General features: G+C 71.1%; 13 protein-coding genes and 1 pseudogene. 7 read left to right on the top strand and 7 right to left on the bottom strand.

The window, feature by feature from the left end; genetic code table 11:
- Positions 1 to 13: 13 nt before the first annotated feature.
- Positions 14 to 2713, bottom strand: coding sequence for a tannase/feruloyl esterase family alpha/beta hydrolase (locus INQ48_07960; GenBank protein QRF59152.1), 2700 nt, complete (start codon positions 2711 to 2713; stop codon positions 14 to 16).
- Between the two features lie 226 nt (positions 2714 to 2939).
- Here INQ48_07960 and INQ48_07955 point away from each other — a divergent pair, with 226 nt between their 5' ends.
- Together INQ48_07955 and INQ48_07950 are read left to right on the top strand one after the other, a co-directional pair.
- Entirely contained in the window at positions 2940 to 3872 is a 933-nt protein-coding gene (locus tag INQ48_07955; protein ID QRF59151.1) for a LysR family transcriptional regulator, read from the top strand.
- Positions 3869 to 4864: a tripartite tricarboxylate transporter substrate binding protein gene (locus INQ48_07950; GenBank protein QRF59150.1), complete on the top strand. Its 996-nt coding sequence runs from the start codon at positions 3869 to 3871 to the stop codon at positions 4862 to 4864. The genes INQ48_07955 and INQ48_07950 overlap by 4 nt, the downstream gene beginning before the upstream one ends.
- A 27-nt stretch (positions 4865 to 4891) precedes the next feature.
- Here the strand turns inward: INQ48_07950 and INQ48_07945 are convergent, their stop codons facing one another.
- Positions 4892 to 5452, bottom strand: coding sequence for a putative glycolipid-binding domain-containing protein (locus INQ48_07945; GenBank protein QRF59149.1), 561 nt, complete (start codon positions 5450 to 5452; stop codon positions 4892 to 4894).
- Positions 5453 to 5545: 93 nt separating this feature from the next.
- Here INQ48_07945 and INQ48_07940 point away from each other — a divergent pair.
- Positions 5546 to 6039, top strand: a pseudogene (locus tag INQ48_07940) (TRAP transporter small permease subunit).
- Positions 6036 to 7550, top strand: a complete 1515-nt coding sequence (locus INQ48_07935) for a TRAP transporter large permease subunit (protein ID QRF59148.1) — start codon at positions 6036 to 6038, stop codon at positions 7548 to 7550. The pseudogene INQ48_07940 and the gene INQ48_07935 overlap by 4 nt, the downstream one beginning before the upstream one ends.
- Before the next feature lie 15 nt (positions 7551 to 7565).
- Here the strand turns inward: INQ48_07935 and INQ48_07930 are convergent, their stop codons facing one another.
- Positions 7566 to 7844, bottom strand: a complete 279-nt coding sequence (locus INQ48_07930) for a hypothetical protein (GenBank protein ID QRF59147.1) — start codon at positions 7842 to 7844, stop codon at positions 7566 to 7568.
- A gap of 23 nt (positions 7845 to 7867) precedes the next feature.
- Positions 7868 to 8716 carry a hypothetical protein gene (locus tag INQ48_07925; GenBank protein ID QRF59146.1) on the bottom strand — a complete coding sequence of 283 codons (849 nt, stop codon included), beginning with the start codon at positions 8714 to 8716 and terminating at the stop codon, positions 7868 to 7870.
- Between the two features lie 55 nt (positions 8717 to 8771).
- Between INQ48_07925 and INQ48_07920 the strand changes: the two genes are divergently transcribed.
- The gene (locus INQ48_07920) at positions 8772 to 10079 is read left to right on the top strand and encodes a DNA polymerase IV (GenBank protein QRF59145.1); all 1308 of its coding nucleotides are present in this window, start codon (positions 8772 to 8774) and stop codon (positions 10077 to 10079) included.
- Positions 10080 to 10083: 4 nt separating this feature from the next.
- On the top strand, positions 10084 to 10770 hold the full coding sequence (locus INQ48_07915) for a TIGR02117 family protein (GenBank protein ID QRF59144.1): 687 nt from the start codon (positions 10084 to 10086) through the stop codon (positions 10768 to 10770).
- Between the two features lie 17 nt (positions 10771 to 10787).
- Here the strand turns inward: INQ48_07915 and INQ48_07910 are convergent, their stop codons facing one another.
- Complete coding sequence (locus tag INQ48_07910; GenBank protein ID QRF59143.1) at positions 10788 to 11840, bottom strand: purine nucleoside permease; 1053 nt, start codon at positions 11838 to 11840, stop codon at positions 10788 to 10790.
- Positions 11841 to 12057: 217 nt separating this feature from the next.
- On the opposite strand from INQ48_07910, the gene INQ48_07905 reads away from it, so the two are divergent.
- The gene (locus INQ48_07905; protein QRF60654.1) at positions 12058 to 13278 is read left to right on the top strand and encodes a DNA topoisomerase IB; all 1221 of its coding nucleotides are present in this window, start codon (positions 12058 to 12060) and stop codon (positions 13276 to 13278) included.
- Here the strand turns inward: INQ48_07905 and INQ48_07900 are convergent.
- Entirely contained in the window at positions 13224 to 13901 is a 678-nt protein-coding gene (locus INQ48_07900) for a hypothetical protein (GenBank protein QRF59142.1), read from the bottom strand. The genes INQ48_07905 and INQ48_07900 overlap by 55 nt on opposite strands.
- 189 nt (positions 13902 to 14090) lie before the next feature.
- Positions 14091 to 14270 (bottom strand): DUF3606 domain-containing protein, encoded by a 180-nt coding sequence (locus INQ48_07895; protein ID QRF59141.1) that lies wholly within the window; start codon positions 14268 to 14270, stop codon positions 14091 to 14093.
- Positions 14271 to 14316: the final 46 nt, after the last annotated feature.

Here is a 14316-nt window from a genome sequence, read left to right as displayed (position 1 = left end):
GAGGACTTCTTCGTCAATTGCGAACTCCGAATTGCAGCCCCGCGCTCGTGCCCGCGCCGGACACGTAGCCGATGACGCCGCTGTTGAAGATGAAGTGGTCCGGTGTTCCGGCGCTGGATTCGACCACGCCGCGCAATGGCTTGTTATAGGCAAGTGTCGCCGCAGTGCCCGCCAGATTGAAGTCCGTGCCGGTCGCCGTGGCCGCACTGTTCAGGCCCGACACGCTCGACATGGCGTAGCTGCCGTCCGCCGTGCCAAGAGGCAGTGCCTCGCCATCATTCGGTTGCAGCGCGTAGAAGCGCATGCCGAAATTGTCGGTCGATGCGCGCACCAGGTGCAGCGGCACCGCCGCGCCATTCACCAGGCCGATCACCATCGAGCCGGTGCGATCGCCTCCGCTGGTGGCGGTGCTGGTGGTGGTGAACACGTTGAATGCCTTGTGCGTGGCGTCGTAGGTGATGTAGCCCTTCTCGGTGTTCGTGCAGGAGGCGTTGTAGATCATGAAACTGCCGGCGTCACCCGCCGCGCTGCGGCAGTACTGGAAGGAACCCGCATCGCGCAGGCGCACGGCCCCTGCATAGACCTTCGCACCGCTCGCGCCCTGTTGCACGCCCACCGTGTTGAAGATGTCCGAGACCGGCTTGAACTCCGTGGGGTCGAGCACGTTGTCGAAGGTGTTCTGGAACGCGAGCAGCGGCGCAAAACTGGCGCCGACCGGTGCCTTTACGCCCCCCTGCAGCACACCGCCCGGCGCGAACGTGAACACGGCACCCGCCTCGTCGCTGGTGTAGCTGCAAAGCCCCTGCGACACCAGCTTGCCGCTACTGGGGGCGGGGTCCTTGCGCTGCACGCTCGCATCGATGGTCACGGTGTAGGCCATCGTGGCCGGATCGATCCGCACGCTGAGTTCCTCGCCGAAGCTGTTGCCGCCCTTGTAGGTGGTGACGGCTGCCGGCAGGTTCTGACAGGCCAGCGGATTGCCGGCTTCCGTCACGCAGCTGTAGTTGATCGCCGCATCGAGGCTGCCGCTGCCGCCGTACTTGGGCCAGCTCGGGTACTGGCACAGAGGACGCGTGCGGCCGTAGGTGGCAGGCACCGCATCGACCGCCACGGCGGTGGCCGGGGCCAGCCCGCCCTCGACCCAGCCTTCGAGTGCCGCGAGCGAATCCCAGTTGGGAATGAACACGCCCGTGCCGTGGCCCATGCCGGGCACGGTGTAGAAGCGCACGTTCTGGTCGACCATGGTCTGGCCCATGGTGGCGATCATCTGCTTGTAGTAGTCGATGGTCGAGTTGTTGCTGATCACCTCGTCGGCCAGGCCGTGCAGCATGATCAGCTTGCCGCCATGCCCGAAGAACGGCGACAGGTCGGGGTTGGTGGCATCGGTGAGGTTCGAGACCTCGGTCACGCGCGCCGTGTATGCACCGGGATTGAGCGGATCGAAGGTCAGGGTATCGAAGTCGGTGATGCGCGTGACGAAGAACTTGACCCACTGGTCGCCCGTCACGTACATGTTGGCATCGTTCGTGCCGGCAGGGTTGTCGGGCTGGTTGTCCGTGCCCAGGTCGCGCGTGGTGTAGGGGCCCGCGACCAGCGTGCCTTCCAGCAGGTTGTAGCCACCCGCGCGCTTGACGCCGTTGGCCAGGGCGTAGCGGCTGAACTCGAGCGGTGATTCGATGGCCTTCACCGTGTCGATCTGTGCCTTCGACAGGCAGGTGTCGCCGGTATCGGTGCCACCGGGGCAGAGCAGGTCCGAGAGGATCTGCGCGTTGAGCTGGCGGCAACTCTCGACATTGCTCACGATGTTGTCGACAGCGCCGTCGAGCTTGTCGCAGCGCTGCTTCACCGTGTCCTGCACCAGCAGCGTCTTCTTCTTGGTCAGCCAGCCCGCGCCGTTGTTGTTGTAGAGCGCGCGGCCCACGGCCACGTTCGACAGCCGCGTGCCCGTGTAGTTGAGCGCGGGCTCGTTGGCGATCACGCCGTCGTAGTCGAGCGGCCAGCGCTGGATGTAGCTCAGCGCATCGCGCCCGCCGGTCGAGGTGCCGAGGAAGTAGGCCTTCTTCGGCTTGCTGCCGTAGCGCGCGAGCACCAGCGCCTGCGCCACGTCGCGCGTCTTCTTGAGCGACTGGCCGCCGTAGTTGGCGAGCTGCTCGTCGTTGGCGGCGAAGCGGCCGTCGGTGATGCTGCTGGCCTGGTGGCCCGAGTCGTCACCGTAGGTGGCATAGCCCAGCGCGAGCGGCGCGGGCTTGTCCCGCGGGCCGAAGCGGATCTGCTCGGTGCCGTCGATCAGCACCCCGTCGAAGCCGCCGCCGCCGAAGTGGATGGTCTTCTGGTTCCACTTCTCGGGCAGGTTCAGCGCGAAGTTGATCAGCTGCGAGTTCGGGTCCACCGGCTGGATGGTGCCGCGCACGCGGCAGTAGTCGCCGTAGCTGTTGCCGGCCTCGCCCGCGGCCACCGGCGTGGCGCTGGTCACGGTGGCGCCCTGCGTGGGCAGGCTGATCTGCGCGGCAGCCAGGGTCATGCCGGCGAGCTCGGCGCAGGCCTTCGCGATCTGCGCGGGCGGCGGCGGCTCCACGGGCGGGTTGCCGCCATCGCCACCATTCGCGGGCGGGTTGACGGGCAGGAACGGAAAGCCGCCGCCCCCTCCTCCGCCGCCACCGCAGGCGGCCAGGATCAGCGACAGGCCCAGCGCGGTGGCACCGGCGCGCAGCATGGAGGGAAGGCCGAGTCGGGTCGGCACGGAATTGGGCAAGGGGCGCTGTAAGCGGTGTGGGCGCATGGTCTTTGTCTCCGGAACACGGCCTCGCGGGGCCGTTCATTGAAAGTTGCCCTGCGGCCGTGCCAGGAAAACGCATCGGCTCGAAGGGGCGGCCGGACGATAGAAGCAGCCTGACCTAGGGTCAAATAAAATAACAAGGCACTTTCGATATGAAAAAAATATGGAGATAAGACCGCTGCGCTACTTCGTGGCCGTCGCCGAGACCGGCCACATGACGCGCGCCGCCGAGCGCCTGGGCATCCAGCAGCCGCCGCTGAGCCAGGCCATCAAGGCGCTGGAACGCGAGCTCGGCGTGCTGCTGTTCAAGCGCCATCCGCGCGGCGTGACGCTGACCGACGCCGGCCGCCAGTTCCAGGCCGAGGCGCTGCGCATGCTGCAGGACATGGACGCGATGCGGCAGCGCATGGCGCGCGTGGCCAGCGGCCAGGCCGGCAGCCTGGCCGTGGGCTTCACCAGTTCGGCCGCCGCGCACCGCTTCGTGCCCGAAGCCTTGCGTGCGTTCAGGCGCGAGTACCCCGACGTCGAGCTGCAGCTCAGCGAGAACAATGCCGCCGAGATCACCGAGGCGCTGGCCGCGGGCCGCGTGCATTGCGGCCTGCTGCGCGTGCCGGTCGACCGCCCCGCGGGCCTGGCGTTCGAGACCCTGCTGCGCGAGCCGGTGCTGGTGGCGATGCCCAGCGACCACCGCTTCGCCACCGCGCGCAGCCAGCGCGCGGCTTCCCGCCCGCTGCCGCTCGCGAAGCTCTGCGAGGAAGACCTGATCCTGGTGCGGCGCCCCGGCGCACCCGGCCTCTATGCCGAGCTGCTCGCGCTGTGCCATGCCAAGGGCCTGCGCCCGCGCGTGGTGGCCGAGGTCGAACGCATGATGACCAACCTCAACCTCGTGGCCGCGGGTGTCGGGCTGTCGGTGGTGCCGGCCTCGATGACCGGCGTGCACGCGCATGCGATCGCCTATGCGCCGCTGGCCGACGGCGGCGCGCTCGACGCGCCGCTCACGCTGGTGTCGCGCGCCGACGAGGACAACCTGCCCGCGCGCCGCTTCGCCGCGCTGCTGCGCGGCCTCGCGGCCGGCGACGCGAAGGGCCGGCCATGACGCGGCCTTTGCATCGCCGCGTGCTGCTCGGCGCGGGCGCGTCCTTCGTCGGCCTTGCCGCGCTGGGCGTGTCGCGCGCCGGCGCGGCACCGACCTGGCCCAGCCGGCCGGTGCGGCTGATCGTGGTCTACCCGCCGGGCGGCGTCAGCGACGGCATGGCGCGCGTGCTGGCCGAGCCGCTGGCGCAGTCGCTCGGCGTGCCGGTGCTGATCGAGAACCGGCCCGGCGCCGGCGGCAGCGTGGGCATGGACGCGCTCGCGCGCGCCGCGCCCGACGGCCACACGCTGGCCTTCTCGGCCATCAGCCCGCTCACCTTGCATCCGCTGCTCGCGCGCGTGGCCTACGACCCGCTGCGCGCCTTCGTGCCGGTGGCCAGCCTGATGCGCACGCCGGTGCTGGTGGTCGGCACCCAGGCCTTCACCGGCCGCGGCTTCGGCGACCTGATCGCGCAGGCGCGCGCCCAGCCGGGCGCGGTGCGCTGGGCCAGCTCGGGCGTGGCCACCATCGGCCACCTGGTGCTCGCGCAGGTGCGGGTGCAGAGCCGCACCGACATCACGCACATCCCCTACCAGGGCGGCGGCCCGCAGCTCAACGACGCGCTGAGCGGCCAGTTCGAGGTGCTGTCGACCAACGTCGCGGCGCAGCAGCTGCAGTACATCGAGAACGGCCGCTTCCAGGCGCTCGCGGTCGGCGCGCCGCGCCGCATCGAGGCCCTGCCCGATGTGCCCACGCTCGCCGAGCTCGGCTACGAACGCGCCAACCGCGATTCGCTGTTCGGCCTGTTCGCGCCGGCGCACACGCCGCAGCCCGTGGTGCAGCGGCTCAACGCCGAGATCCAGCGCCTGCTGCGCGGCGAGACGCTGCGGCTTCGGCTGCGCGAGGCCTACAACCTGCCGGCCGGCGGCAGCAGCGAGGACTTCGCGCGCGAGATCGCGCTGGACCGGCGGCGCAACCGGGCGCTGGTGGCGGGGGATCGCTCGCAGTTCGATTGAGGCCGCATCGCGCGGCCGGCGGGGCACTCAGGTTTCGGCGACCCAGAGCCCCGGATAGTCGTGCACGAAGCCGTCGGCCGTGACGCCGAGCACCGCCTCGTAGTCGAAGCGCTTCGCCACGTAACGGTAGGCGTTGTCGCCGCGGCGCTCGTAGCGCTGCATCAGCTCGCCGAGGCTGCCGCCGTCGAGGTCGATCCAGGCCGCGGGCGCGTCGGCGCCCTCGCCGTCCGACAGGCTGAGGCGGCGCAGCTGCAGCAGGTTGGTCGCGGGCGTGAAGCCCAGGTCGAGGTCGACGCAGTGCGAGAGATCGGGCACCGGCTCGTCGTTGAGCTTCCAGCGGCCCTGCGCGTCGCGCGTGATCGAGAGGTCGACCGTGCTGTCGCCGAGCCAGCCGCGCACCGTGCCCCACTGCGCATGCCAGTGCAGGTCGCAGCGCACGCGGTAGTGCAGCTGCGCCACGCGGCCGTCCTCGGCGCGGAAGGCCGAGGCGCCGTCGAGCTGCCAGGCGCTGGCATTGCGTTCGAGACGGCAGGCATCGTGGCCCGGAACGTCGAGCCTGCGCCAGAGGATGGAAGCGACGGTTTGCATGGGGCGGATGATGGCCCGGGCCGTGGGGCGGCGCAAGCATTGCCCCGCCACGCCGCAGGTGCTGGTCAGGTTCGGGAACTAGCGTCGCTCGCCATGACGCCGCCCGACGCCTGCCTCGCCACCCGTCTGCTCGACCGCCTCGACTGGCTGGCGATGCCGCTGGCGCTGGCGATCGCGCTGCTGCTGTTCCTGCAGTGGCCGCTGCGCGATCTCGCCGGGGCCGGCTTCGGACCGACGCAGGCCAACGACCTCGCGCAGTGGCTGTTCGCGCTCTACGTGGCGGTGGCGCTGCGGCACGCGGGCGGCGCGGCGCGCACCTGGTGGCGCGGCCCGACCTCGCCGCGGGCAGCCCCGCGCGCTGGCGCCGCGCCGGTGCCGCGCTGTGCGTGCTGCCGTGGGCGCTGTTCCTGGTGGCCGTGTCGGCGCGGCCGGTGCTGGGCTCGGTGGCGGCGCTCGAGCGCTTTCCCGACACCTTCAACGCGGGCTACTTCATGGTCAAGATCGCGCTGCTGCTGCTCGCCGTGCTGCTCGCGCTGCAGGCGGCGCTCGAGCTCTGGCAGGCCTGGCCTTGGAGGCGCGCGCGATGAGCGCCGGCAGCGGCTGGCTCGGTCTCGCGCTGCTCGCGGTGGCGCTCGCGCTGATGATGAGCACGGGCTGGCCCACCTACGCGGTGCTGCTCGGCGTGTCCACGCTCGGCGCGGTGGCGGGCCTCGCGCTCGGCGCCTTCGACATGGCGCTGCTGCAGAACCTGCCGTGGCGCATCGTCGGCCTGCTCGAGCACGACCTGCTGCAGGCGCTCGCGCTCTATGCACTGGTGGGCGCGCTGCTCAACCGGCTCGCGCTCGCGCAGCACCTGTACGAGGGCCTGCGCCGCCTGCTCGCGCGCATCGCGCCGCGCGCGGCGGCCGAGATCGCGGGCATGGCGCTCGGCCTGTTGCTGGCGCCGATGAACGGCTCGGTCGGCGCGAGCCTGCTCACGCTGGCGCGCACCGCGGGCGAGAGCTGGGCGCGCGAAGGACTGTCGGCCCCGCGCCGCACGGCGCTGGTGGCGGTGACCGGCACGCTCGGCGTGATCGTGCCGCCCTCGCTGGTCCTGCTGCTGCTCGCCGACGCGATGCTGCGTGCCCACACCGAGGGCGTGAACATGGCGCGCGGCCTGGGCCTGCCGGGCGCCGCGGCCGAACGCATCGTCAACACGCAGGACATCCTGCAGGCCGCGCTGCTGCCGGCCGCGGCGCTGTTCGTCGGCTGGCTCGCGATCGCCGCCTGGAGCGCGCGCCGCGCTCGCCCCGCCGTGCCGGCCACGCCCGCCACGCGCGAGCCGCTCACGCGCGCGCAGCGCTGGACACTGTCGATCGTGCCGCCCGTGATCGGCTCGCTGCTGGTGCTGATCGCGCTCGGCCGCGTGCGGCCGGTCGAAGGCGCCGCCACCGCCTGCATGCTGCTGCTGGGCTGGGGACTGGTCTCGGGCCAGATGCTGCGCGCGGAGCTGCTGCGCCAGGTGCTCGACGACGCGATGGCGCTGACCGGCGCGCTCTATGCGCTGCTGGTCGCGGCCACCACCTTCTCGCTGCTGCTGCGCGGCTTCGGCACCGATGCGCTGGTCATGCGGCTGATGCTCGCGCTGCAGGGCCATCCGATGCTCGGCCTGGGCGCGGTGCTCGCCATCCTGCTGGCCTGCGCCTTCGTGCTCGATGCCTTCGAGCTGATCTTCCTGGTGGTGCCGATCGTGATGCCGCCGGTGCTCGCGCAGCTCCCCGATGCGGCCTGGATCGCGACGCTCGCGCTGCTGGTGCTGCAGGCCGGCTTCCTGCTGCCGCCCTTCGGCTATGCGCTCGTGCTCGCGCGCGGGCAGACCGTGCCGCGCCCGCCGCTGCGCGCGGTGGCGCTCGCGCTGGCGCCCTATCTCGCGCTGCTCGCGCTGGTGCTGGCCGCGGCGATGGCCTGGCCCGTCAGCACGCACTGGCTGCGCGACGCGCCCGAGACGGCGGCACCCGGGCAGGCGCCGATGGACCCCGAGGCGGCCGACCGCCTGATGCGCGAGATGGCCCCGCCGCCCGACCCGGCCGACGGCGTGCCCGCGACCGAATCGCCCTGAGCGAAGCCGCGGGTGCTACTGCACCGCCGCCAGCACGCGGTCGAAGAACTCCGCCGCCGTGCGGCCGAAATCCTCGGGCAGGTAGTCGCGCTCGAAGTCGCGCGCGAACGCGGCCTCGACGTCGTCGTGCGAGCCCCGGTAGTCGGCGATCTCGGCACGCAGCGCGGCCAGTTCGGCCGGGGTGCTCGATTCGCGGTACGAGGCCATGATCTCGGCGCCGGTCTCGCCGAAGAGGATGTCGGCATCCTGGCCGAAATAGACCTTGGTCAAGTGGTCGATCAGTTCGAATCGCATCGTGGGTCTTGTTGTGCTGACTGTCAGAACGGATGGGCGGTGAGGATGTAGAAGGGCTTGCCGTTGTAGGCGCGCATGTTGAGCGTCACGCGCACCTTGGTGAGCTGGCTCACGGCCGTGCTGCCGCGCTGCACGCCGATGCCGACCACGGTGCCGATGTCGTGCTCGAACGCCATGGGCTTGGAGCCCACCTGCGCCGAGCGCGACCAGGCGCGGATCGCGCGCGCATTGGCGCGCACCGTCTGGCTGATGGCCGACTCGGCGGTGGCGAGGTCGAAGAAGGACGACGACTTCTGCAGGCTGGGCTTCTTCGCGAAGCGGCCGAACAGGTCCTGCGCCGACTTGCCGACGTGTTCGCGGATGGTGTGGCCGCCGGCCTTGGAGCCGGCCACGCCCTCGTGCTCGATGAGGCGCACGGGTTCGAGCTTGAAGCGGCTCGCGCGCACCGCGATGACGCGCGATGCGGCGAGGCCGCCGGCCACGAACAGCGGCACCGCGACATCGACCGCGAGTCCCACCTGCGCGCCGGTCTCGGGCGAGGCGCCCATGGCCTGCGCGGCGGCATCGGCCGTCATGGAGGTGGCGGTGCGCTGCGAGCGGCCGGTCCAGACCTGGCGCGCGGCGGTGGCGGTGACGTCGCTGCCGTGGGCGCCGAGCACCACGCAGCCGACCTTGCTCGCCATGGTGGGCTCGGGCGCGACGCACAGCACGCCCGCGCCGACCAGCTCGAGCACGCCGCCGACCAGCGCCGCGGTGCCCCAGAGCCGGTTGCTGAGGCTCGCCGACTCGGGCACGTCCTCGCCACCGAGCACCGCCGCCAGCTGCACCGGCGTCAGCGCGACCGAGAGGCCGCCTTCCTCGTCGTCACCCATGGCGCATTCCTTTCCTAGAACGTGTTCATGGCCCTCGTGGGGGCTTGAGATTCCGATGCATTCTTGCACGCTGCGCCGGCCCGGGCGAACATCGGCGCAGCGCGAGACAATCGTTACCGTGAGTTCCAAGCCCGCCGCCACCCCCCCGATCCGCCGCATCGCCCACCTCGACATGGACGCCTTCTACGCGTCGGTCGAGCTGCTGCGCTATCCGCAGCTCAAGGGACTGCCGGTGGTGATCGGCGGCGGCCGGCGCAGCGTGGACGAAGCCATCAGCCGCCTGCCGCCCGGCGGCACGCTGGCCGACATTCCGGTCGATGCCTTCGCGCGGCTCAAGGACTACGTGGGTCGCGGCGTGATCACCACCGCCACCTACCCGGCGCGGCAGTTCGGCGTGGGCTCGGCCATGGGGCTCATGAAGGCCGCCAAGCTGTGCCCGCAGGCGATCCTGCTGCCGGTGGACTTCGAGGAGATCCGCAAGTACTCGCGCGGCTTCAAGTCGATCATCACCGACATCGCGCCGCTGATGGAGGACCGCGGCGTGGACGAGGTCTACATCGACTTCACCGAGGTGCCCGGCGGCCAGCGCGAGGGCGGGCGCACGCTGGCGCGGCTGATCCAGAAATCGATCTTCCAGGCCACCGGCCTGACCTGCTCGATCGGCGTGGCGCCCAACAAGCTGATCGCCAAGATGGCGAGCGAATTCGACAAGCCCAACGGCATCTCGGTGGTCTACCAGGACGACATCGAGACCCGCATCTGGCCGCTGCCCTGCCGCAAGGTCAACGGCATCGGGCCCAAGGCCGACGAGAAGCTCAAGCGCCTGGGCATCGAGACCATCGGCCAGCTCGCGGCCTGCGAGCGCGGCTGGCTGATCGACAACTTCGGCAAGTCCACCGGCGTCTGGATGCACGAGGTGGCGTGGGGCCGCGACGACCGCCCGGTGGTGACCGAGAGCGAGCCGGTCTCGATGAGCCGCGAGACCACCTTCGAGCGCGACCTGCATGCGGTGCGCGACCGCGCGGAACTCGGCGAGATCTTCACGCGGCTGTGCGAGAAGGTCGCCGAGGACCTGCGGCGCAAGGGCTACGTGGGCAAGACCATCGGCATCAAGCTGCGCTACGACGACTTCAAGATCGCCACGCGCGACCAGACCATCGACCGCTTCACCGACGACGCGAAGACCATCCGCCGCACCGGCGGCCTGTGCCTGAAGCGCGTGCCGCTCGAACGGCCGCTGCGCCTCTTGGGCGTGCGCGTGGGCGCACTGGCGCGCGCGGGCAGCCCCGAGGCGCTGGCACCGGCCGGCGGCACGCAGCGCCCGGCCACCGCGCCCGAGTCGGCCACGGCCTCGCTGTTCTGACGGCATGGCCTTCGTCGCACGCTGGCTGCGCCGCTTCTCGCTGCTGTTGCTCGGCCTCGTGGCGCTGGTCGGGCTTTATGCGGGAACGGCGTTCGCGCTGGTGTTCTGGCCCAGCCATGCGAAGACCAGCGCGCCGGAAACGCCCTACGTCGAGGCCTGGGTGCTGAGCAACGGCGTGCACACCGACTACGTGTTCCCGGTGCGCTCGACGCTGATCGATTGGCGCAAGCTGTTCCCGCTCGCCGACTTCCCGGCCGTGCCGCCCGGTGCCGACTACGTGGCGCTGGGCTGGGGCGACCGCGAGTTCTACCTGCACACGCCGACCTGGGCCGACCTCACGGCCACACGCGCGCTGGGTGCGCTGTCGGGCCGCAACCGCTCGCTGCTGCACGTGAGCTACCTGCGGCGCGACCAGTTCGGCGCCGGCGCGTTCCGGCTGCCGCTGTCGATGCCGCAGTACCTGCGACTGATCGAGCATGTGCGAAGCACCCTGCCCGCGGGCCAGGCGACGCCCATCGCGGGCGCGCACTACAACGCCCAGGACGCCTTCTACGAAGCCAACGGCGCCTACCACCTGTTCGAGACCTGCAACACCTGGACCGGCCGCGGCCTGCGCCGTGCGGGCGTGACGGTCAGCCGCTGGACGCCGTTCGACTTCACGGTGACCTGGCATCTTCAGCCGGCGCCCTGAGCGCGGCCGCTTATGTCTCAGGGCCGCGGCACGCCGCCCTGCCACTGCCCCCAGTTCGCCACGATGTGGTCGACCACGCGCGTGCCCACCAGCGCGATGTTCTCCGCCGTCTCGGCGAAGCCGCCGGCCGTTTCGCCGGGCGCGGGGTCGAGGTGCTGCAAGGTGGTCTCGTTGGGATTGCCCTGGTCGAAGTTGACCGCGCCGCGCAGGCTCATCACGCGGTCGGTGCCGTGGGTGCGCTGGATCACGAGCGTGATCGCGGCGGCTTCCATCTCGGTGATCACGTAGTCGTCGGCGCCATAGAGCTTCGCGATGTACTGCGCCTGGTTCGACATGCCGGGGCCGTGGAAGAAGGTGTCGCCCGTCATGTGGGTGCCGGTGCCGACGAAGGGCGCGCGGCGCGCCGCGGCATCGGGATAGCGCAGCCGGTAGCCGCGCGCCGATTCCGAATCCTTGAGCGGCGTGTCGGCCGTGAGCTTCATGGCCCAGCCGACGAGCTCGGGGTTGAGCTTGAAGCGGCGGTACGACTCATAGCCCTTGCGCGGCATGAATGTGGGCTCGCCGGGCTGGTTCTCCTCGGGCGCCCAGCGGTGGCCGAGGTCGTAGTCGACCAGCCAGGTGGCCCAGCTCACCTCGCCGATAGTGCCGCGCGAGGGCGGCGTGCCGGCCACGCCCGAGATCACGTAGTAGGCCTGCGAGAAATCGAACTGCGGGTTCAAGAGGATCGCCTGCATCGAGGCCGAGGAATTGACCTTGCCCATGCCGAGCACCGCGCCGCAGACGCCGTCGGCATTGCAGTAGACGGGCTGCAGCGCACCGGGCACGGCCATCGGCTTCGCGCCCTTCCAGTAGCGCTCGTACCAGTGCTGAAACTCGCCCGCGCGGTCGCCGGTGTTCTGGCCGATCTCGAACATGGCGGCGACGAACACCTTCACCTTCACAGGCAGTTCGGCGCGGGCTTCGGCGCCGGGCGCGGGCGGCATGGTGGCGGCGCTGGCGGCACCGGCCAGCAGCACGGCGGCGGCCAGTGCCGAGAGTCGGGCGAAGCACAGGGAGGAGGAAGACGGCATGGGGGACTCCGTGGATTCGAGGATGAGGGCAGGACACGCAAGCGCGGCCATCGCACCGGCGGCGCTCGCGGCGTCCTACAGCCGCGCATTGTCGGCGCTGGCACAACAGGCTTGTCTACACCACGCAACCACCATGCCGGACACAGCATCCTCCGCGAGACGGCCTCCGTCCAAGCCCACGCCGATTGCGAACGGGCTGGTCTACGTGAACCCCGACATGCCGGGCATCCGGCGCCTGCGGCACGGCGCGAAGTTCCGCTACCGCGACGCGCGCGGCCAGTGGGTGCGCGACGTGGACGAGCTCTCGCGCATCCGCATGCTGGCGATACCGCCGGCCTACGACGACGTGTGGATCTGCCCGCTGCCCAACGGCCACCTGCAGGCCACCGGCCTCGATGCGCGCGGCCGCAAGCAGTACCGCTACCACGCCGACTGGCGCGCGCTGAAGGACGAGACCAAGTTCGACCGGCTCGAGGCTTTCGCGCGCGCGCTGCCGCGCATCCGCGCGCGGGTGCAGCGCGACCTGCAGGCCGGCAAGGTCACGGGCGCGCCGGCCCGGGCGCAGGTGCTGGCCGCGCTGGTGCGGCTGCTCGACACCACGCTGATGCGCGTGGGCAACGAGGAGTACGCGAGCAGCAACGGTTCCTACGGCCTCACGACGCTGCGCAACCGGCATGCGGCGGTAAAGGGCGCGGCGCTGCAGCTGCGCTTCCGCGGCAAGAGCGGCGTGATGCACGAGGCCACGCTCGAGGACCCGCGCGTGGCGAAGATCGTGCGCGGCTGCCAGCAGTTGCCGGGACAGGCGCTGTTCCAGTACGTGGGCGAGGACGGCGAGCCGCACAGCGTCTCGTCGACCGACGTCAACGACTACCTCGGCGAGGTGGTCGAGGGCCAGAAGGGCCTGGAGGGCGAGCGCTTCACCGCCAAGGACTTCCGCACCTGGCACGGCACGGTGCAGGCGCTCGAGCTCACGCGGCTGGCCTGCGAGCCGGGCCGGGTCGCCTCGGACGGCAGCCGCTACACCGCGAAGGACATCCTCGCGACCGTGGCGCGCCAGCTCGGCAACACGCCCGCGGTCTGCAAGAAGGCCTATGTGCATCCCGCGGTGCTGTCGCTGGGCAGCGCGCTCGCGAGCACCGAGGCCGATGCGGCGTCGGCCCTGCTCGAACGCATCGCGGGGCGCCGCAGCGCGCGACCCTCGCGCGGGCTGCATGCGGCGGAGCGGCGTTTGCTGGATTTTTTGCAGGCGCATCGGCGCGAACTGCAGGCCGCGACGCGGCAGCGCAAGAGCGCGAAGCCCGTATCGGGCCCGACGACATCGTCGGAAAAATCGAAGCACGCGCCGCTGGCCGTGCGCAAGGCCGCTCCCGCGCGGCCGCGTGTTCAGCCCGCGCCGAGCGAGAAGCGCACGCTGTCGCGCTCGAGCGCGATGCGGTAGCCGAGGTCTTCGGCCAGGCTCTGCAGCGCGATGGCGTCGATGGCCAGCGCGCGCGGCGCGCGGTGCGCGTCGAGCACCGGATTGGCGGCACTGGCCTCGCGCGGCAGCGCCGCGAAGCGCAGGCCTTCGGCACCGTCGGCCTCGATGCGGATCGCGCCGGCTTCCGGCGCGCCGTCGTGCAGGTAGCCGAGCGCGCCGAGGAACAGATAGCGCAGCGCGGCCGCCGCGGGCCAGCGCTTGTCATCCTCGCCGGCGCCGAGCGCATCGTCCACCTCGAGCGACACGCCATGCAGGTCGAAGGCGGCGCGCATCAGCGCGACGCAGCGCGCCACGAGCGCGGCGCGCGTGATGCCGTCGTCGGTAGTCGCCAGTTCCCAGTCGCGCAACGAGCGGATGCCTTCGACCAGTTCGGACACCTGGCCATCGACCAGGCCCATGCGTTCCTCGCTGACGGCACGATCGATGGTTTCAGCGGCAAGCTGGCGCTTGAGCATGAGCAGCGCCATGCGGATCACCGACACCGGCGCCGCCATGTCGTGGCGCAGCGCGGGCAAGGCACGGGTCAGGAGTTCATGGCGCACGCCGGCGGCGATCCAGCTGCGGGCTCCGGGAGAGCTCTTCATCGCGCCGCGGCTCCAGCCGCGGGGGCGGCATGTGGATGGCGATGCCCGGAGATCGGGCCGGAAGGAGAGGCGATGAAGAGGGGGAGGTTCAAGGGAAATGTCCCGGTGCGAGGCAAGCGACAGAGTATCGGCCGCGCCTCGCCGCCCGGGTGTAGGAACCTGCCTACGCAGGTTCTTGCTCACTCGCGCTCAAGGCTTGCCGAGGTAGGTCCGCACGTCCTTGACCTCGACGCCGGCGGCCGCGACCGCCGAGCGCAGCTGCGCCTCGGTGACGCCCAGGGTCTGGGTCCAGTAGCGCATCTCGTGCGCCTCGTTCACGTTGATGCGCGAGCGGTCGGGTTGCCCGCGTTGGCTCAGGTCGTCTGCCATGGTGCTGTCCTCCAGGATGGTTTCAGGGAATGGACAGCAGACTGAA

It is taken from the genome of Variovorax paradoxus, from assembly GCA_016806145.1.
GTDB lineage: Bacteria > Pseudomonadota > Gammaproteobacteria > Burkholderiales > Burkholderiaceae_C > Variovorax.
Note: the sequence above shows the minus strand (reverse complement) of the source record. Positions and strands in the feature narration are given on the sequence as shown.